This window comes from Paenibacillus alkalitolerans, from assembly GCF_016482785.1.
GTDB lineage: Bacteria > Bacillota > Bacilli > Paenibacillales > YIM-B00363 > Paenibacillus_AE > Paenibacillus_AE alkalitolerans.
Genome location: NZ_JAEMXM010000001.1, coordinates 241058 through 261056, shown reverse-complemented (window position 1 = coordinate 261056; position 19999 = coordinate 241058). Strand labels below are relative to the sequence as shown.

The 19999-nt window shown below is 48.0% G+C and carries 20 protein-coding genes; 4 read left to right on the top strand and 16 right to left on the bottom strand.

The window, feature by feature from the left end:
* Positions 1-148: 148 nt before the first annotated feature.
* On the bottom strand, positions 149-916 hold the full coding sequence (locus tag JET16_RS01190) for an isocitrate lyase/PEP mutase family protein (protein WP_199613784.1): 768 nt from the start codon (positions 914-916) through the stop codon (positions 149-151).
* A gap of 371 nt (positions 917-1287) precedes the next feature.
* On the opposite strand from JET16_RS01190, the gene JET16_RS01185 reads away from it, so the two are divergent.
* Positions 1288-1866 carry a TetR/AcrR family transcriptional regulator gene (locus JET16_RS01185; protein ID WP_199613783.1) on the top strand — a complete coding sequence of 193 codons (579 nt, stop codon included), beginning with the start codon at positions 1288-1290 and terminating at the stop codon, positions 1864-1866.
* Between the two features lie 136 nt (positions 1867-2002).
* On the opposite strand, the gene JET16_RS01180 is transcribed toward JET16_RS01185, so the two are convergent.
* Positions 2003-2272, bottom strand: a complete 270-nt coding sequence (locus JET16_RS01180; protein ID WP_233530923.1) for a helix-turn-helix domain-containing protein — start codon at positions 2270-2272, stop codon at positions 2003-2005.
* Here JET16_RS01180 and JET16_RS01175 point away from each other — a divergent pair.
* Positions 2187-3203 carry an MFS transporter gene (locus JET16_RS01175; protein WP_233530922.1) on the top strand — a complete coding sequence of 339 codons (1017 nt, stop codon included), beginning with the start codon at positions 2187-2189 and terminating at the stop codon, positions 3201-3203. The genes JET16_RS01180 and JET16_RS01175 overlap by 86 nt on opposite strands.
* 271 nt (positions 3204-3474) lie before the next feature.
* Here JET16_RS01175 and JET16_RS01170 read toward each other — a convergent pair whose 3' ends face one another.
* From JET16_RS01170 to JET16_RS01135, 8 genes are all read right to left on the bottom strand, one after another.
* Positions 3475-3834 (bottom strand): Lin0512 family protein, encoded by a 360-nt coding sequence (locus JET16_RS01170; protein WP_199613778.1) that lies wholly within the window; start codon positions 3832-3834, stop codon positions 3475-3477.
* A gap of 183 nt (positions 3835-4017) precedes the next feature.
* Positions 4018-4263 (bottom strand): hypothetical protein, encoded by a 246-nt coding sequence (locus tag JET16_RS01165; protein WP_199613776.1) that lies wholly within the window; start codon positions 4261-4263, stop codon positions 4018-4020.
* 332 nt (positions 4264-4595) lie between these two features.
* Positions 4596-6122 carry an extracellular solute-binding protein gene (locus tag JET16_RS01160; protein WP_199613774.1) on the bottom strand — a complete coding sequence of 509 codons (1527 nt, stop codon included), beginning with the start codon at positions 6120-6122 and terminating at the stop codon, positions 4596-4598.
* A 72-nt stretch (positions 6123-6194) separates the two neighbouring features.
* A complete protein-coding gene (locus JET16_RS01155) occupies positions 6195-7067 on the bottom strand; it encodes a carbohydrate ABC transporter permease (RefSeq protein WP_199613772.1) in 873 nt (290 codons plus the stop codon).
* A gap of 36 nt (positions 7068-7103) precedes the next feature.
* Positions 7104-8072 carry an ABC transporter permease gene (locus JET16_RS01150; protein ID WP_199613770.1) on the bottom strand — a complete coding sequence of 323 codons (969 nt, stop codon included), beginning with the start codon at positions 8070-8072 and terminating at the stop codon, positions 7104-7106.
* A gap of 164 nt (positions 8073-8236) precedes the next feature.
* A complete protein-coding gene (locus JET16_RS01145; RefSeq protein ID WP_199613768.1) occupies positions 8237-10516 on the bottom strand; it encodes a helix-turn-helix domain-containing protein in 2280 nt (759 codons plus the stop codon).
* A 187-nt stretch (positions 10517-10703) separates the two neighbouring features.
* On the bottom strand, positions 10704-11969 hold the full coding sequence (locus JET16_RS01140; protein WP_199613766.1) for a VOC family protein: 1266 nt from the start codon (positions 11967-11969) through the stop codon (positions 10704-10706).
* 441 nt (positions 11970-12410) lie between these two features.
* Positions 12411-13175 (bottom strand): copper amine oxidase N-terminal domain-containing protein, encoded by a 765-nt coding sequence (locus tag JET16_RS01135; protein WP_199613765.1) that lies wholly within the window; start codon positions 13173-13175, stop codon positions 12411-12413.
* A 188-nt stretch (positions 13176-13363) separates the two neighbouring features.
* Here JET16_RS01135 and JET16_RS01130 point away from each other — a divergent pair, with 188 nt between their 5' ends.
* Positions 13364-14119, top strand: coding sequence for an exodeoxyribonuclease III (locus JET16_RS01130; protein ID WP_199613763.1), 756 nt, complete (start codon positions 13364-13366; stop codon positions 14117-14119).
* An 86-nt stretch (positions 14120-14205) separates the two neighbouring features.
* Here JET16_RS01130 and JET16_RS29880 read toward each other — a convergent pair whose 3' ends face one another.
* From JET16_RS29880 to JET16_RS01120, 3 genes are all read right to left on the bottom strand, one after another.
* Positions 14206-14538, bottom strand: a complete 333-nt coding sequence (locus JET16_RS29880; protein ID WP_233530921.1) for an aldo/keto reductase — start codon at positions 14536-14538, stop codon at positions 14206-14208.
* A complete protein-coding gene (locus tag JET16_RS01125; RefSeq protein ID WP_233530920.1) occupies positions 14427-14885 on the bottom strand; it encodes an aldo/keto reductase in 459 nt (152 codons plus the stop codon). The genes JET16_RS29880 and JET16_RS01125 overlap by 112 nt, the downstream gene beginning before the upstream one ends.
* A gap of 304 nt (positions 14886-15189) precedes the next feature.
* Complete coding sequence (locus JET16_RS01120; protein WP_199613762.1) at positions 15190-15735, bottom strand: PadR family transcriptional regulator; 546 nt, start codon at positions 15733-15735, stop codon at positions 15190-15192.
* Positions 15736-15836: 101 nt separating this feature from the next.
* Between JET16_RS01120 and JET16_RS01115 the strand changes: the two genes are divergently transcribed.
* Entirely contained in the window at positions 15837-17057 is a 1221-nt protein-coding gene (locus tag JET16_RS01115) for a cytochrome P450 (protein ID WP_199613761.1), read from the top strand.
* A 92-nt stretch (positions 17058-17149) separates the two neighbouring features.
* On the opposite strand, the gene JET16_RS01110 is transcribed toward JET16_RS01115, so the two are convergent.
* From JET16_RS01110 to JET16_RS01100, 3 genes are all read right to left on the bottom strand, one after another.
* Positions 17150-18067, bottom strand: coding sequence for an aminoglycoside phosphotransferase family protein (locus tag JET16_RS01110; protein WP_199613760.1), 918 nt, complete (start codon positions 18065-18067; stop codon positions 17150-17152).
* Between the two features lie 694 nt (positions 18068-18761).
* A complete protein-coding gene (locus JET16_RS01105; RefSeq protein WP_199613759.1) occupies positions 18762-18986 on the bottom strand; it encodes a hypothetical protein in 225 nt (74 codons plus the stop codon).
* A gap of 22 nt (positions 18987-19008) precedes the next feature.
* The gene (locus JET16_RS01100) at positions 19009-19845 is read right to left on the bottom strand and encodes an RCC1 domain-containing protein (RefSeq protein WP_199613758.1); all 837 of its coding nucleotides are present in this window, start codon (positions 19843-19845) and stop codon (positions 19009-19011) included.
* Positions 19846-19999 lie beyond the last annotated feature (154 nt).

Genomic DNA, 19999 nt, shown 5'->3' with positions numbered 1-19999 from the left:
ACCCCTGAGTATAAAGCGCGTACTTGCAAATTGCAATCACAGGAAATATAAACATGCGTTCGAATCGACCACCTTGAAAACCGTTAGTGAGCGTAAGCCTAAAAAGGCACATACTCCTTGCAAGGCGGCAAAACCCGAACGCCGTTTGTTAACGCACATATAGTAGTGAGGTATCTTGATTCTCAAAAACTTGAGATGCACTTGTTTCTAAAAATGCTTGCATCTTAATAAATAAAGCAGCTGCCAAACTAAAACGTTTTACGCCAAGCTCTTTCAGTTTATGACCATTGGTGAGCCCAGGTAATGAGGCTACATTCAAAGGCGCCGACACTTGTTCCGCTACGGCCCTGATCTCGTCATCTTCTCTCAAAAGTGGAATGAAGACCCCGCTTGCTCCACTTTCTACATAGGCTTTGGCTCTGTCGATCGTTTCAGTCAAACCTTGCTTCTTGAATAAAGTATCTACTCTGGCGTTGATATAAAATTCATGATAGCCATTGTTCTCTAACGCCGTTCTCATTCTGGACAAAAGGTCACAATGCTTGACCAGTTCTCTCAGCTCCGATTGATTTTTGGGGGAATCTTCAATATTGATGCCGGCAACCCCCAAATCCGCCGTTCGCAGCACATTATCGATAATTGCATCTGCATTATCACTGTAACCCGACTCGATGTCTGCCGATACCGGGATTTTCACAGAGTTTACGATCGACTTAATGATTCCTAAGTGTACATCAAAATCAATCTGTTCCCCATCGTTATAGCCCAACGATTTTGCAATCCCCCCACTCGTCGTGCCGATTGCCCTGAATCCGGCTTTTTCAAGTGCGAGTGCGGACAACGGGTCCCAGGCGTTTCCCAGCAATAATATTTCCTCAGAATGATGCAGCTCCTTAAATTGGTGGATATGGTTCATAACCATGCATCCCTTCTTTGTCGAAATGTCTTGTCTCGTCATGCAAACGCCGATGCTTCTCATTCCAGTTTGAGTTGGTCTGCTGAATGGGGACAATCTCCGACGCACGGCGTACGAATTGTGTCCGGGTTGATGTACGATTGGTTTCCATCTTGCCCTCCTAGAAAATGGTTTTGGTGTATCAATGAGCTTGATTTCGGAACAGAACTGTTCTGTTCCACAAAAGCAATGTTACAATACTGTTCTGTATCATGTCAAGAGATTTCATTAGCCTCCCTTTAATTGCTGAAAGAGAGCAATCGTGATATATTAAAACAGAACTGTTCTGTTCAAGTAGAATGGCTTGCTCACTGAGCGAAAGGCGGGTTATAATGACAGAAAGACACTCATCCGCACGCCAGCGTCTTCTGGATGTGGCAGCCGAATTGTTTTATTTGGAAGGGATACGTGCGATAGGCATCGATACGATTGTTGCGAAATCCGGTGTAGGTAAGGCGACGCTCTATCGGCATTTCCAAACTAAAGATGATTTAATTGCCGCCTATCTGGAGAAAGAGGAACGACTCCATTGGCAATGGTTCGACCAGGTGATCGCACCGCATGAAGGATCCCCAAAAGCACAGTTGTTGGCGTGGGTCGAAGCCTGCACACAGCGGTTGACGGAGCCGGACTTTCGTGGCTGCGCCTTCATGAACGCACTGGCTGAAATCAATGAAACCGATCATCCTGCCCACCGTTGCGTTGTCGAACATGAGCGAAAGGTATTAAGCCGATTAACTCAACTCAGCCGCCAAGCGGGTGCGCGCGATCCCGAACAATTAGCCGATCAACTCCTGTTGGTTATTAATGGAGCGTTGACTTCCGCCCCAATCTTCGGCACTACTGGCCCGGCGGGTCAACTCAAAACGATTGCAGCTCATCTGATTGACCTGCAACTTGAGAAAGCATAAGTAAAACCTTGATACAAGTGCAAAAAACCGGTACCTCGCCGAAAAGCGAGGGACCGGTTTTTTGCGTGCAGCCGGAGGCTGTACCGCCATTCATCGTCTAAGAAAGCGGTGACTAAGAAAAATAAAAGAATGACTATTAGGATTGCAAGCTAGCGCTCATTTTGCGATACTTGGCCGGGGGAATGCCAACTTCTCGCTTGAAGGCTTTGCGAAAGGCCACTTCTGACTCATAGCCGAGAAGCTCGGCGATCTTTTCCATCTCGACGTCGTTCTTGAGCAAGCGGGTCGCCTTGTGCATGCGCCAACGGGTGAGATACTTGATGGGGTGCTCACCCACAAGTCGGGTGAAGCGAGCTGAGAACACGGGGCTGGCTACCCTTGCGGGTCCCGTTGTCGGCGGCGCCATCTCCGAGGGTCTTGCATGGCAATGGATCTTCTGGCTCAATGTCCCGATTGGACTGCTCATGTTTGTACTAATATGGAGTCAAATCGGAGAGAGCTTCGGACCGAACACCGCCCTTGACTTTCTCGGACTCACGTTCGCGACAGGCGGTGCGCTCGGGTTGGTGTGGGGGCTTATTCGCAGCAACAGCGTCGGCTGGTCCAGCCTGGAAGTGATATCAACCTTGGCAGTCGGTATTCTGTTGAGCATTTTATTTGTCATCTGGGGGCTACGCTCCCGGAATCCGATGCTGCCGATGCGCTTTTTTCGCTCCCGCGCGTTCTCCATAGGAAACTCGGCTATCTTTTTGCGTAACGCTTCCTTGTACGGCGCCTTATTCTTCATCGCACAGTTTTTGCAAATCGCACAAGGATTCGGGCCTCTGGACGCGGGGCTGCGAATGCTGCCTTGGACTGCAGCCGTATTTATTGTTGCACCGGTCGCGGGCAATTCGGTCAACCGGATTGGCGAGCGTCCACTCATTATCGGCGGACTTCTCATGCATGCACTCGGGATGATTTGGATTGGGCTGCTCGCAGAGCCCGGTACCCCCTACATTGAATTCGTTGCCCCGCTGATCATCAGCGGATGCGGATTAGCAATGGTGCAGCCCACATCCATGAGTTCTGTTATCGGTTCGGTCGCACCAAGCGAGATCGGGAAAGCATCTGGCGCCTTCAATATGCTGGGTCAACTCGGCGGTGTATTCGGCATCTCTATCCTCGCCTCGGTTTTCGCCGCGAATGGAAATTATACCTCCACCTTATCCTTCAACAGTGGATTCGTTCCGGCGATCATCATCTCCAGTGCTTTATCGCTGGCAGGAGCGCTTGCAGGGATTGGGCTGCCCAGACGTCGCAAGGTACCGGTCATGCACGAGAAGGCGGGAGCCTAATACATTTTTGGCTGCCTTATGGCAGCCTATTTATAAAATCGTTTTTAATCAGAAATATCACAGTATACAAACGGTAGTATCAATGTGTAAGGAGAACCTTCTATTACAGCGCCATGGTGGACTTATTCGTGTGCATGAGCATACGACCCGGACATGTAAAGGGGGTTACCGTTATCATTCCTTTATGTATAAGTATATCTGGACGTATATTGATAGTCGTTCCTTCCTCGGTAGTAATTTGCGGTTGTAAAAATCCTTCTAATTTGCTTCGTTAATATCCGACTTCGACGGATGCGATGACAACGTAGATCAGGTCGTTCTCGTCGCCCTTATCGGGCAGCACAACGCCGCTTGGAGTGACCATCCCGCCATCGACCACTTCGACCGTCACTTCACCGTAGGGAAGAACCGCTTTAACCGCTTCATGGTCAAGCTTGTCTTTATCGCACGGCACTGCTAGCCTGACGTTCACCTTCATCCGGTGCAAGCTGTTTTCCGGCAGGACCGACCGCAGCCCAGGCATCGAGTTGTGATGAATCGCGTTTTGAACAGCTCGCACCGCTGCTTTCGTCACATTCTGTCCATGCAAATCCGTTCCCATGCCAAGCTCGATGAAAAATATTTTTTCCATTCCCTTACCTCACGTCTCTAAGCTCGATCGCTTCATGAATTGTTGTCCCATCAAGTATAGCAGATCCCCAGGGTATTCCGTCACCGGTCTGTAGATTTAACCACAGAATCTTAAGCTTCGCGACCCGTTTCCTGCAGGGACATATTTCAAATATCGGTGTCCGTCAGCTCAATCTTATTCATCTTATGTTTTTAACGCTTCTCTTGCCTTATACTCATCAACAGCGGATACTCTTAATTTCATAATGGGCTGAACATTTCCTCCAAAGTAAGCTTGTGAAGTAGTCGAACCTTGGTTTTCGATTTCCTGCGTAAATTTAATACCCGCCTTTTGAAGCTTTTGTTGCGATTTAAAAGATTCGCCTGGATCAGATGTTATATGAACTATAACCACTTTCTTATTAAATAAGTCATTTATCCACTTCATCATAGCAATCATCTCCTTATAATTACCCCTTTTTATTTCCATAAATCATTTAAGCATCTGGTCCAATAGTGGAATAAGACTGCCGGTCATTTCCGCGGCAGCCTCCTGGTGCTGGATCAATATGCTCTCGTTCTTTGTTATTTCAATTTCTCTAATATTCGTCTCGCGTCACATATAATTTCCGTCTTCGCCACGACTTTCAACAAATCTGGACTCAACGACATCTGGAGACAAAGTTGATTAGGAACCTCTAATTTAACTATTTCAACTCATTCCTATTCATTCCTGCCCGATTTCGACATCCCTCCCGAAAATAAAAAACTAGCGGAACGAAATTATTGCCTTGTTTTGGAGTAGGCCTCCTCGTATTCTTTAATCATGTCGCCGCCGCCCGAGCTTCTCCATCGTTCGATTTCGGCGTCGTAGCCGCTACGGTCGATTTTCCCCATAATATACTTAATAACGGCGTCGTTGATGATTTGGTCCAATTCCGCTCCCCTTTCCGAATACGTCTTCGACGACAATGTCAGAGCCGGGTTAGGCACCACGTAATTAAGATTCTCTTGAGCGACCTTCAAGCCCTTCTCCCCTTGCGGCGTGTCTTTGAGCGGAGGAACGTTGTATCCTTCAAAGTTGAACAGCATGTCGCGATACGGCTTGACCTCCCGTTGGAACGCGTCGAAGTCGCTGAATTCCGTCTTCCCGTCACCAATTCGAACGAAATGTTTTCCCTCGATGCCGCGCAGCTGCAGAACGCTCATCGGTTCGTCTAGCATTTTGTCGACAAAGCTCAGGATGCTCTTCAGCTCTTCTTCCGACTTGACCGTCGATTTCGGAAACACGTAAAATCCGTTGTTGCCCTCCTGCCCTGGAAGACGGATGCCGTTCGGTCCGCGCAGCGGCTCCAGATCGAAGACGCCGTCCGGGATCGTCTTCACCAGCCGTTCATGCATGCTCTTCGCGTTGCCGGTGACGGCGATCCGGACGCCGCCCCGCCCCGCGTCGTACATCTTCTCCGCTTCGGAACCGTCGAGCGCCGCAAAATCCTGGTTGACGGCCTGCTCTTCGTACAGCTTCCGGAATATTTCGACGGTTTCGAAATGTGCCGGATGCATAAATATCGGTGTGAATTTTCCATCCGCATCCACATCCCACATATTCGGCGCGCCGAGGCTGACAGCGATCCGGGTCAACGTCGCCGCGGTCCCTCCGCTAACGTTTTTGTCCAAGATCATGCCGTATGTATCCTTCTTCCCGTTTTGGTCCGGATCGTTTAGAGCAAGCGCTTTCAAGACGTCATACCAATCATCGGCCGTCGTCGGCTGCTTCAAACCGAGCCGGTCGAACCAATCCTTGCGGTAAATGAACGCTGAGCGCCCGATGTCGCGAAATAGCGGCACCCCGTAGATTTTGCCGTCCACTTTAATATTTTCGTAATACTGCTCGTGCTGTGCGGACAAATTCGGATAATCCTTCAAATAAGGACCGACTTCCCAAAACAGTCCGGATTGAATCGCGCTGATGATTTGCGGCTCGTATTTCACGCGCAGCATCATCGGCATTTCGTCCGACGCGATCATGACATTGACTTTCTCGATGTACGCTGAGCTCGGAATCCACTGCATATCAAGCTCCGTATTCGTGTACTCCTCGATCGCCAGCTCCACTTCGTTGTCGTTCGGCGGAATTTCGTTCACTTGCGACGTCGCGATCGTAATGCGGAACGGCTTTTTGGAAGATCCTCCTTCCTCCGCTGGCGCGTTCGCGCCTTCGCTGCCTCCGCAGCCGGTTACAACAACAGCGGTCAATGCTGCGAAGCAGGCAGCCATTAATGCTTTCCTGCGAAACGAATCCAACCTCATAGTGAATGCCTCCTTTTTCCTTCTATCTGTGTAATTGAACGGTCCGTACGCAACAGGGAGCACGGATGCCGTTTATTCCTTCACCGATCCGAGCAGGACGCCCTTCGCAAAATGCTTCTGCAAGAACGGATATACGAGCAAGATCGGAACGGTCGCAAACACGATGACCGCCATTCGGATCGTTAGCGGCTGGATTTGCGTCTCCTCGAAGCCGGCATCCCCGATGCGGCTTTGGGCCATAATGACGACTTCGCGCAGCAGCACCTGAATCGGCCACATCCGGTTGTCGTTCAAGTACAGAATGGCGCTGAAAAATGTGTTCCAATGACCTACTGCGTAAAAGAGCGCGAACGTCGCCATGGCGGGCAGCGACAGCGGCAGAACGATTCTAAACAGCACGCCCAAGTCGTTCGCGCCGTCGATTTTGGCGGAATCCTCCAACCCGTCGGGAATTTGCTGGAAGAAATTTTTCAGCACGATCAAATTAAACGCGCTGATCGCGTTCGGTATCATCAGCGACCACAGCGTATTCGTCAACCCGAACGCTTTGACCACGAAATATGTCGGGATCATGCCGCCGCCGAACAGCATCGTAAATAACACCGCCAACAGAACCGTACGGCGGCCGCGCAAATGCGTCTTGGCGAGCGGGTACGCCATTAACGACGTGAACAAAAGATTGATCAGCGTGCCGACGACCGTAATGTATACGGTGATGCCCAGACTTCGCACTAACGTATTAGTAGAAAAAATGTATTCATAGGCCGCAAGCGAAAACTTTGTCGGGAACAAAATGATGCCGCCCTTGGCCACTACGGCCGGATCGGTAAACGATACGGCAATCACATAAAAAAACGGGAGCACCGTGACGATTGCTGCGACCAGCAGCACAGAAGCGTTGACGAAGTCGAACAGCCGGCTGCCGAACGATTTGTCTTTGACCATGCTTCATGTCTCCTTTCCGAGAGTCGATCTCGCCGTTCAATACACGCCTTCTTCGCCGGAACGGCGCGCGAGCCAGTTGGCGCCTACCACCAGCGCGAGACCGACGACTGATTTGAACAATCCGACCGCCGTACTGTAGCTGTACTGCGCTTGCGTCAACCCCCGCATATAGACGTAGGTATCGAACACTTCGCCGACTTCCCGGTTCGTCGAGGTAAGCATCAAGAAAATTTGTTCGAAGCCGCTGTCGAGAAAGTTGCCCAACCGGAGAATGAGCAAAATGACAATAGTGCTGCGGATGGCGGGCAGCGTAATGTGCCACAGCAAGTGCCACCGATTCGCTCCGTCGATGCGGGCGGCCTCGTACAATTGCAGATCGACCCCGGCCAGCGCTGCGAGGAAAATGATCGTCCCCCATCCGGCTTCTTTCCAAATTTGCTGAGAAACGATCATCGTCCGAAACCATTCGGGCTCCAGCAAGAAGGCGATCCGTTCGCCCGTCAGCAGGAAAATCAATTCATTGATTACGCCCCCTTCGGTCGTGAACAGCAAATAAAATATCCCGACGACCACGACCCAGGAAACAAAATGCGGAACGTAGACGCACGTCTGCACGAACCGTTTGAACCGCTCGCGGCGCAGCTCGTTGAGCAAGAGCGCGAGCATAATCGGCAGCGGAAAGAAGAAGATCAGATTATAAAGCGCAAGCACCGCGGTATTCCGAAACAACTGCCAAAATTGCGGCTCTCCGAAAAACCGTTCGAAATGCTTCCACCCGACCCACGGACTTTCGGCAAATCCCAAATACGGTTTGTAATCCATAAAAGCGATCACGACGCCATACATGGGCAAATACTTAAACGCCATAAAATACAAGACGCCCGGCAAAAGCATTAAATACAGCCAGCGGTCCCGCGCGATGTCCTTCAGCCAACCGTCTCTCCGGCTCAGAGCGGGCGCGGAGGCAATTGCGTTAATGCGAATGCGAAACCATGGCGGCAGCATAACTCCCCTCCCAGTTATGTTATTGGTTTGCATCTTATTATCGGAGAGACCGTAATGTTTCGCCATAATCTCCTCTTAACTTCTTGTGGACCGGCCGGCCCGATGTGCAGCAATTAACCTGGCGTGTGCAGAAAACAACCAGGCCAAAAAAAAAACCGGATGCTTCAAGCATCCGGATGCATATTCAGTTCCACGCTTTGTTGCCGTTCCCTGTATTGTCCCGGCGTCACGCCGACCGAGCGGCGGAAGGTGCGAATGAACGCGCTCGTGTTGGCGTAACGCAGCTTTCCCGCGATATCGGAAATTTTGTGCGTCGTATCCTCGAGCCATCGTTTTGCCATCTCGATCCGGTACTCGGTCAAATATTCGCTGAAGCCGACGCCGACTTCCTTCTTGAACACGCGGCTTAAGTAGACCGGGTGAAAATTCAACGCGGACGCGCATACCTCGAGCGACAAATCATCGTCATACCGCTCATGAATCAACCGCAGCATTTGACCGGCGATGTCGGTATACCTCGACTCCATCCTTCGCTCCAAGTAAGCGAACAACGGAGCAAACAGGTCGTTGCGGAACCAGGAAGCGATGTCTTCGAACGAACCGAGCTTCATAAAATGTTCGATGTCTGCCCGCTCTCCGAGCGCGAAGCGGATCGATCCGCCTTGTTCCTGAACAAGCTGATACACTTTGGCGATAAACTGCACCATAAGCGCCGGATATTCGCGGGAACACGATTCCTTGCTAGCGATCGAGCTTATATATTCTTCAAGGAGCGCATCCGCTCTCCCTGGATCCCCCATCTTTACGGCGTGAATCATCTGTTCCTCCAGCCGCCTCAACTGAAACACGTCCGCCGCTCCGATTTCTTGCTGCGGCTCCGCGTCTTCGGCATGCACGATGACGTCGCAGCCGAGCCGGTACCGGCTCTTTAACGCCTCGAGCGTTTCGTCGTACGCTTTGGCCGTATCGCGCAGCCGCTCGTAAGGTTTGCTTATGCCGATACTGACACGCAGCTTCAAATATTCGTAAACCTTCGAGCGGACCGTCTCGGCCGTTTCCTGCAGCATCCGCCTGACCCGCTCCGCATTGTCCGAATCCGCAGCGATGATCGTCACTTGCGACTGCTCCAGCACGATCGGACTGAAGCGCGTATGCGGCGGCAGCAATTCCTCCACCATATTGCCGACAGCGTAAAGCAGCAATTCACGATCCCGTTCGCGGATCGTTTCACCTTCCCGGGCGTCGATTGCGACCGTCATGACGGCAAGGCGACTCCATCCGCCCGGAAAGCCGTACAAACCGGCGCGGTGGTCGGAATCGGTTTCGTGCGCCTGCCCCATGAACAGCTTCAATACGAAAAACTGCTTTAACTGTCCGAACTGTCCCCGGAGCTGTCGTTCCAGCCGCTTGCCGTTGTCCGACAAATACCGCAGCCGCGTCTCGATCAGCGACAATTCGTCGTACGGCAGCGGATGCTGAGGCGCGTCCATGCCTCTCGCGAACTCGAACAACCGCCTGACCGGAACATAAATTTTTCGACTTCCGATGTAGGCAATGGCCGCTGTTACTGCTGCGACCGACAGGCAAACCGCCCAAGTAAGCGCCGCGATCCGTTTCGATTCGAGGGTAACGGCTTCGAATGGGACGACCGAAGCGTAGATCCAATCTGTATATGTTGAAACGCGGTAAATGACGACCCACTTGTTACGCTCGGCCTCCGCATAGAAGAAGCCGGTCTGCCGCGCGGAATCCCGGACGCGGTCCGCAACTTCCTTCCGGAGCCCCGCATAGGGCGGCGATTCGTCCCCGCCGAACAAGTCTTCTCCGGCGGAAGTTATAATAAATTGACTTCCGAGCTCCGCGCTTGATGTCAACTGATCCCGAATATCGCGCGACCGGATGTCGACCGCCATGATCTGCTTCGGAGGAACCCCGGGTACGGACGGTATTTTTAAGACCATGCGGATGACGGAACGGTTCCCCTCGCCCGCGCGGGTCCAAAACAGCGCTTTCGGATGATTTCCGTAGTCGAGAAACGTCTCGCGCTCCGGCAAATCGCGGAACAGCCGAAAATAGCGGAAATTGAGAATCCAGTCGTTATCCAAATGAATCAGCCACGCTTCTTTGACGCCGGTCAGCGTCTGCAAATGGGACAATCCTTTCGATAACACACTGATTTGATCGTAATCGGTTACGCTCAATCGGGCGCCGGCGTTCCGTTTTACCGACGACGACGACGCGAATTGGATCGAAGCGAGCTCTACCGACTTCATGACTTGCTCGATCCGCATCTGTGTCTGTTGCAAAATTTGGGAGTTGCCTTCAATCACTTTCGTTTCGATGTCCCGGGATGCAATAGAATAGGAGAACCACCCGACCGCCACAACCGGAATGACGCCCAGAAAAAAACCGAAAAGAAGGAGTCGCATCCAATACTTAGACATAACTGCCCCCCTATGCGGAACCATGCCGTTTCCCTACATATTACATGAGGCGTCCAACGTTTGGAAGCGATTACATCCAGGAGGAAAAAAGATTTTACTCGATTAAAAGGAATTATAAACACGCAATTTGCGTGGGTATAAATCGGCTTATTTCGGGCGGTACGGTTCCGGGTTTTCCTCACCCAGGTCAGACAATAAAAATTGAAATTCTCTCCATACCAAATCCACCACGCCAAACATCTATCGCATTATTATCCGGACCTTTAAATGCAAACCAGTTATTCTGGTCTTGAGCAGTAAGCTCGATATTTATCTCTGCCAGTTGCTTTTTTAGTTCTTCAGTGTGATCACTAATCAGGCTCAATCCTCTTGGAGAATCCTCATTCGTGCTAATCATTAAGTAAGCTCCATGAGAAATTTGCATAACAATACCCGTTGGTGATTCCTCTACCATTTGGCTGCCTAGAACTTTCCCGAACCAATTTGCTGTTGCAAGCGGATCACTTGCGTATAACGTGCTGAATAGCATGTCAAGATATTGTCTAGGAACTGCTCCCTGGCCCAATGGAGCGCTCTCATGGGCGTTATGTCCGCGCTTTCCCTCGCACCATTCATAAGGGATATAGGCATAGATAAAATCATCCTTATAAACCTCATGAATGTAAAAGGAGCCTTCAGGCCTTCTGAAGAATGGGTTCATAAAGTGTGACCTGCGTCTTAATTCGTTATTTCGCAGCGTGTCAATGTATGTATAGTCTATTGGAAATACCGTATAATCTTGAGGAGGAATATAAATGTATTCTGAATCTGCAGGCAGATCGTTTCTAGGGATATTTTTTAAGGGAATGCAGGCATACACTTTATCGATTTGGCCTGATGGTTTTGTATGAACATAAGGCTCATCCCTAACTTGCCCTGAATATTGAGAGGTAATAAACGGTTCACCCATAACAGGAATATTATGTTGTTGGCACCAAGCCTGTAGTTCTTCCGACACTTCTTCAAATTCAATATCATCTTTAATAGAACGTGCTAATAGATGCATGTCGCCTCTGGATTCTAATCTGCACCGAATCAGAACATTTACAAAAAAGTCCGGCATGGAAGCTTGAAAGCGATTCATCTCGTATTTATTATTCCAAACTTCGATTATGTTACCGTTTAAATCTATTATTTTTATTAGAGACTCTTCATCGACCGCCATTTCTACATTTGCATATACTAGTTGCCTTCTTAACGCTTCGATATTTTTACAAAAGAAGACTAACTTTCGTGATGATTTCTCATCCTTGTTAAAAAACAGGCATCGTCCGGGTGCATACTCCATTGTGGAAAAGTTTGGATTGATGGATACAACCTGAAATCCAAACGCCTTATTGTACCACTTGATCGATTCCTGCAGATCTTTGACAAATAGCGTGCCGGAAGGCATTTTTGCTAATGGCTTGTTCAAAACATTCATCTCCCTTTATCTGGCATATGTCCTTTTAACTCGAAATAAGTTGTTTATTAACAACACCTCCACCGATAGCGATTTGATAGCCGTTTATGTCTCGAATTGTAACTTTACTATTCGTTATCCGTTAATGATATAGGGACCTTAATGAATACTCCCGACACATACCTTCGCGAACGCTCCGGTCGAAGTGGGAGTTTCTGCTGTATCCATCGTACCAATTACCGAAGGCTTGACACCAGCGGAGTTGACACGTTGACGGCCTTGTTATCGTCCAACCCCTCAATCCCAATAATCTCACCTCCCCGAACCCAAACGTTTGTTCTAATTAAGTTTAACATATTTTGGGTTATTGGGGTAGGTGTTTGTTGTGTGTTTAACTAAGTGGGAGTCCTCTCGGTAAGGCTGATAGATGAACACCCGTCTTGTGATTCGGCATTATTTTAGTTCTCTTCCAACAGAAATGATGTAGGAAGCATCCGAAACATACATAGTTGAACGTTTTATGACCTCATCGTCTTTCTCCACAGCCGGCAACGGCGGATAATTCGAGCGTGTATATGAGTCAACCGAATGGCCGCCTCTTCTATACGAAACCAAGGGTTGGATATCGGCTTTTCCAGATTCGATGTCTTTCCCGGAAATATTGAGAGCCTTGATAGTCAGCACCTCTTCTTTGACCATAAACGATTTTAAATGAAAAGCATTATCTGAAACTGTTACGGTAAAATCGTTTCCTGCAAACTGCTCAAACGGCTTTCCTTTTACAATACGTTTGTCCTTAAGATGCAGATACTTATATTTCGTAGACCATTCCCATTTTAAATCGGTGTGATCCAAGAACAATCTTAAAGGAATGAATATGACGCCATCCTTTAACACGGGCATGGTATCCATTTTGACTACGGTGTCATCCACAATCGCTGTTGTAGAGCCGACGGTGAACTGAAACTTATGATCCAACGATGCTGTATTTGTTTTTGTATCAACAGAACCACCCATGAGATCTTCCACTAAACGAAGCGGGATCAACAACCTGTTCTTTTTATCAATAAACGGGGCACTTGGTATCGAATAGAGAATGTAATATTTATCGATTTTTAAATGAATAGGTTTTTCTCCGATAGAATTTAGCGCATAAACATTTCCGTAAAACGTAGAAAACAAAAACAATGCGATAATAATGGATGTAAGATACCTCATTGTTTAAGCAACCCTCCTTGCGCTATCGTTTCCCGTCGATTCTTTATATACTCTAGACGTTAAATCCGTATAGAAAGTTCTTTAGAGATATCTCCATTTGATACATTTCTAGAGCTCGGCACTGCGCACTCCAAACAATTATGTTAAACTTTCGATAGAATAGAGTAACCACCCGGAGGATTTATAGAATGAAGTTAATATCTTGGAATGTAAACGGTCTGAGAGCATGCGTTAATAAAGGGTTCCTAGACTACTTCAAGCAAACGGAAGCTGATATATTCTGCGTGCAAGAGACGAAGCTGCAGGCTGGGCAAATTGTTCTTGAGCTCGGCGAAGAACACGCCCAATATTGGAACTATGCTGTGCAGAAAGGCTATTCCGGCACCGCAGTTTTCACTAGAGTAAAGCCGCTTTCGGTACAATACGGCTTGGAGGAGGATCCGGAGCCCGAGGGCCGAATCATTACGTTGGAATTTGACGATTTTTATCTAGTCAACGTATATACGCCGAACGCCAGACGCGATCTGTCCAGGCTCGAGCTCCGCCTGGAGTGGGAAGAGCGGTTCCGCTGTTATTTGCAGAAGTTGGACGCATTAAAGCCTGTGGTCATTTGCGGCGACTTGAATGTGGCCCATCAGGAGATCGATCTGAAGAACGCAAAGGGTAACCGCGGCAATTCCGGTTTTACCGAAGAAGAACGCGGGAAAATGACCCTGCTCCTCGATTCCGGATTTATCGATACGTTCAGGCATCTCTACCCAGACCGCACCGATGCCTATACTTGGTGGTCGAACATGCCCAAGGTAAGGGAACGGAACGTCGGGTGGCGGATCGATTATTTCCTCGTTTCTTCCCGGCTCCAATCCCGTATCACGGATGCGCGAATCGATGCTCACGTGCTGGGCAGCGACCATTGCCCTATTATTTTGGAACTTGCCGATTGATATCGGCCATGGTCACTCACAATTGTAGAGCTTAGTAATACATAATACGGGCCGTTCCCGGGTTCTCCGGGAACGGCCCGCGCCGCCTACGCTTTGAAACTTTTCAGGATGTCGTCGATCGCTCTCATCTGCACCGGACTAAGCGGTCCGTAGCTTACGGCTTCGGCCGCTTCCTCCATCTGCTTCACGGTTTTGAGCCCGGGAATCGGAATCGTGTTCTCGCTTCGCCCCCAAATCCAACCTAAGGCCCCCTGAACCAAGGTTCTCCCCCCGGAGGTTAAGATTTCCCGAATCGCTTCTAACGCCTTTAGATACTCCTCCTTCGGCTTGCCGTCCTTAAAATAAAGGAAATATCGCCCACGTGAAGTTGGTACAAGTCGATATAATCGGTCTTCAGTCGCCGCAACGAAGCTTCGCAAGCTTTTCGAACATAATCCGGGGAGACGTCGTAGCGTGTGGATACGTGCCGGGTCGATTCGTCGTAGGCATATCCGAATTTGGTGGCGATTACCGCCTCATGTCGGCGTCCTTCCAGCGCAAAACCGACGATCTCTTCGCTATGTCCCGTTCCGTATGCGTCCGCCGTGTCGAAGAAATCGACGCCAAGCTCCAACGCCCGCCGAATCGCGCGTACCGATTCGCCGTCGTCGACCTCCCCCCAGCCGTCCGGCAATCCATCTAACCGGAACGGACCGCCGATGGCCCAGCAACCGAATCCGACGGAACTTACCTCGATCCCCGATTTCCCTAATTTCCTTCTTTGCATCTCACCGCAACCTCCATTTCTAATAACGTTCGAACTCATTATATAGAAGGAAATCGGTCGCCTTAAGGTCCAAAATAAATTGATTTCAGGGAACCAATTCGGAGGTACGGTTAACGTCAATCTCATTAATTTGTCTCATAATCGTAATACAGTAGTCACCGATTTTTAAGGTTCGTTTAATGTACGGGGTTTATTCTTGTATTACCCCTTTATATACAGCCCTTCGGACTTGGCGCCGCAGGGCTGATTTGATTTTAGGCTCGATCAGAGCACGCCGAAAACCCCACAAAATGAAGCGGCCGCATTAAGCATCACGATCCGTATCACGATGATCGTGCATAATATGTAACTTGTGTCTCAAATTGTCGATCCAGGCCAATTCATGTTCGACTTGCGTTTGCTGGAAAGAAATGACCTCCGTGACAAAAGGAGTTTGGGGACTGGCATTCTCGATATCGCGATAACGATGGAGCTGTTTTTCCAAGATCTCCTGTCTCTTGTGCAGAATCTCCAGCTGCATGTCGTGTTCTATTCGGTCAAACAATGCCACCCGTACCAGAAATTCAATCGGGTTGGCTGCCAATTTCGTTGGAAATTCACGAATCATTTCACCAAATATCTCTTCCCCCGTATCCGTCAGAAAGTAGACATGGCGGTCGGGTTTTCCTTCCGACCTCACGACTTCTTTGGAAATGGCGCCCATCTCCAGGAAACGGCGCAACGCGGGGTACAGCAAATTATTATTGATTTCAAACCCCTCTCCGAGCGCTTCTTGGATGTTTTTCTTGATTTCATATCCATGTTTGGGACCTGACAGGAGATGTCCCAATATCAAGATTTCCGCGTACACCGGCATCACCTATTTATGAAATTTTTGTGTAAAAGACATTACCGCTTCATATTATATGTTAAATTAACATATGTAAGTATATCTTAAGAGGAGGGATTTTTATGAGTTCGACGAATCAAAACATCCTTTTGCACGAAATTTCCAAGCTGAAGTCGAAGCAATCGCAATGGGAACCATTTGCCTGGTACAAAGAGATGAGAGAAAACAGTCCAGTGTATTACGATGCCGAGCAGGATGTATGGAATGTGTTTTCGTATGAGCATGTTAAGCGTGTGCTGTTTGACCACCAGTTATTCTCTAACAAAAAGGAACGAAGCCTGATTCCCGTTCCCAGAATGGATAACCGCAGCAATGTTAATTTCGTCGATCCCCCGGAGCATCGAAATCGGCGCGCCCTTCTCGCCAAAGCGTTCGCTCCCCGCACTCTTGAGGAATGGGAGCCCCGAATCCAAGCCATTGTTGACGAATTGATCACGGAGATCGATAGCCTGACGACCGCAGACGTTGTGCAGAAGCTCGCGATCCCTCTTCCGGTTACTGTAATCGCGGATTTGCTCGGTGTCCCTTCCAAAGACCGGGCTATGATCAAATCCTGGTCGGACATTCTCTTTCTCCCGTATGCCAATGAAACCTACGACGACCTCGCCGCCCGGAAAGCGGGTGTCATGAAGGAGTTTTATGAATATTTGTATCCCATCGTGCTGGAGAAACGGAAGCATCCCGCTGATGATATTATCACCGATTTGACCAAAGCCGAGCTTGACGGAGAGCAATTAACGGATGAAGAAGTAGTCATGTCCGGCATCGGACTGCTCGGCGCGGGTAACGAAACGACGACTACTCTTATTTCAAATATTTTCTACTCCATGTGCTTTGATAAACCTGGTATTTATCAGGAACTGCGGTCCGACTTATCACTGGTTCCCCAACTGGTCGAGGAGGTTCTGCGCTTCCGCTTTCCGGCTTCCATTGATCGAAAGGTAGCTCAAGATACTGACGTATTCGGGCACGAGATGAAGAAGGGACAGATGGTTGTGACGTGGATCGGCGCTGCGAACCGGGATGAAGCCCAGTTCGCCCATGCGGAAGAGTTCGATATCCATCGTCCGGGCAACCAACACCATCTCACTTTCGGAGCCGGTCCGCATTTCTGCTTGGGCGCCCCGCTCGCCCGGATGGAAGCGCGAATCGCTTTGAACTCCTTTGTGAAACGGTTCGCCGATATTCGGCCGGCAGAGGACTTCGAGGTGAGCGACCATTTAACCGATTCGGCGATAGGCCAATCCCTTAAGAGCTTCCCGGTTCGACTGGAGAAGGCATAGACAGGAAGGACCATGTACATTTGGGGTACCTAAGAAAGGTGCCCCTCTTCTCTTTATAACTAATTACTCATAATCGTCTCCTCTAAGTACTTCTAAGCATTCAAAATTGATTCTGCGAAAGCAACATTTTTTAAAAGACTCGGATACTCCTCAGGGGTTGAGCCGCCTTCTACGCACCAGCATATTCCCATTGCAGTTTCCACATAAAGGCATTGTTTTAGTATTTCATTCGGAATATTAAGTATTTTTTCAAAGATGCATATGATATGGTTTATTTTCTTATGTAATTCCGTTGTTATTTCTTCACCAAACTCATTTAATATAAAACGTGGAACATCAAATACAGGATCGCCTATTACGCCTTTAGGGTCAATAATTCTATACTCTCCATCATGATCAAGTAAAATATTATCATGGTGAAAATCTCCATGGAGCAGCATCTGTTGAGAATACAAAGAAGCTACCGAAAAGCATATATCTTTTGCTTTTTTCATATGCAAATATAATTCGTTACAATCCTGCCGATCGCTCATGTATTCTGTTATCCTGTTAACCCACCCGGTGTAAGTCGGATATATTTCTGCATTGACGGGTGTTAGGTGCAAGCCTTTATATAGGGAACAAAATACGTCAAGTCTTTTATCAAGAGAGCTCTCATCCCTTAAAGGAGTCCCCGGCTGCACACGCTCTTCAAGTATCACGCCATTATCAATATCAGCGTCAAAGACTCTGCAAAAACGTCTGCCGTTATATTGAGACAAAGTATTAAATTCTGTAATTATTTCTTCGAAAGAAGGATTACCTATTTTAAGCACTACATTCCCATATTTTGCAGAATAACATTTAAAAACTAAGTTTGCAGAATATGAAGGAATAAGTTGAAAAGAGGTTAAAGTCCACTTATCCGCGTATGTTTCAATATCCCTCAAAACTTTTTCATAAAAATCTTTACCAAAACGGTTAATTATATTTTCGATTTCATCTTGATTGAAACAATATCGCTTGTTCATCCTTAGGATCTACCCCCACTCCTCGAACATAAACCTATGTATCATTCTCTCTCACCCAATGAACGAATCAATAAGATTCCAGAAAGAACAGTAATAAGCGTCTGAATTTCAGGTTTCCACAACATATCTATATAAAAAGGAAGACCGAGTCCGAACCAAAGTACCCAGTATTGTCTTGGAATAAAGGATATAATGCCTAAAACAATGGCCGGTATAAGGAGTCGCCAGCTCACCTTTATATGTCCTTTTATTACGTTGTACAAAGCTTTCCATTCAATTACCACTCCAAATAAAAACACTAGTGTACTCATTCCAGTACTTAAAATTATTTAGTTCTTTGGTCTTTTCTTGGATCATATAATACGTTTCGTTCATCATGTAAAGTAATAATGACATACCGATTATTATTAGTACGGAAAAAGCAAGTTTCCTGTTCAAAACACTTCCCCCTCCCCGATGCTCGTCATTGTAACAATCGCTGACTGTCCAATAAAACCGATGCGGGTTTGCTAATGTAACCGAAATACGGGCTATTGCCTTTAATCATGATCGTTCCGTCTGCGGCGATAAGGATATGCCAGTAGGAGCCCGGTCCTTCAATCTCAAAAGAATACCACGAATAGATGGACGAAATGTCCATCTTCTCCTGTTGTCGTCCATTCCCGAATCAAAGGCAAATCAGTGATCTGCTCCATCATAATCGCATCTTCTGTTTCCAGTTTCTTGTAATAAACCTTTCCATCCCCGTCAAAACAGCAAAGAACGGATAACCGTACATTTTCACTATTTCTGGCTGCACATTTGCCGGAAAGATCACTTTCCTGACAGTGACTATTTCCGCATTCAATCGATCAAACTTATATAAATCTCCGGAATCGACCTTCGCAATCCAACCGTTAATATCCCTAATAATCTGCATAATGCCTTCTTCAGTGGTGATTTTATAGCACGTAGCTGTTTGCCTCTCCCCCTACCGTACCGTCCGATTTCAAATAAAATCTCATTCCGTACGTTCCGGCGATTTGCACGGTTTGTTCCGGCACTTCATACTCCGGTTGCCGTTCTTGTTGAATTGGAACAATATTTCCGTCCGTTGTCACTAAGTAATCATCTTCATAGGTCGTTTCTACCCTCATTGCCTTCTTACCTTCCGGCAAAGCGACCGCAGTTGGTTCATGCAGCTTTGCATCCCATTCGATTCCAGCTCTCCATACTTTATGATCTTGATCGATCCAGTATATGTCGTAAACATCCCCGTAAACGGCTTTTACTTGACTTGCATGCTTGACTTGTACAAGAGTTTCCTCCCTGTATTCCGCTACCTCTGGCGCCCACAACCATAATTGTCCTTTTAAGGTAACAGCCGCTAATATATCGTTGACTGTATCAGAAATGGATACAACGTTGGATAAGCCGTCAATCGGAGTAGGTGGTTCTATTCCGTTTAACATCCAGACTTTTCCGTCAACATCGAGCGCATACAAGCCTGAAATTTCTTTGATTTCCGGGAGTCCTGTCACCAGCTGCGGAAATGGGATACCTTTATTTTCCCAGCCGTATTGTTGGCCCCAGATATACACCTGTCCATCCTCGTTCAAAGCAAATGAAGATCCAAACTGAAATCCGTAACCTGCTTCATCAATCAGCTTGCGAACAGAGATTGCCTTAATACCGCTGAGTGTCTCTTGTTGCTGGGCTGGTAGAGAAAATTTCATTTTTTGTACTTTATCTAAATCGTTCCGATGCAATTCCATTGTGCATGCATTGAGTTCAAACAACGATACGAGAACATCCTGCTTCGGAACCCCCCTAAATCGGAATGTTCAATTACTGATATGGAATTAGAATCTGTACCGGATTGTGCCTCATTTTCAGAAAAATCCGATTCCGGTTGAGACGTTACTGTTTGATTTTTACAGCCTGCCATTGCCG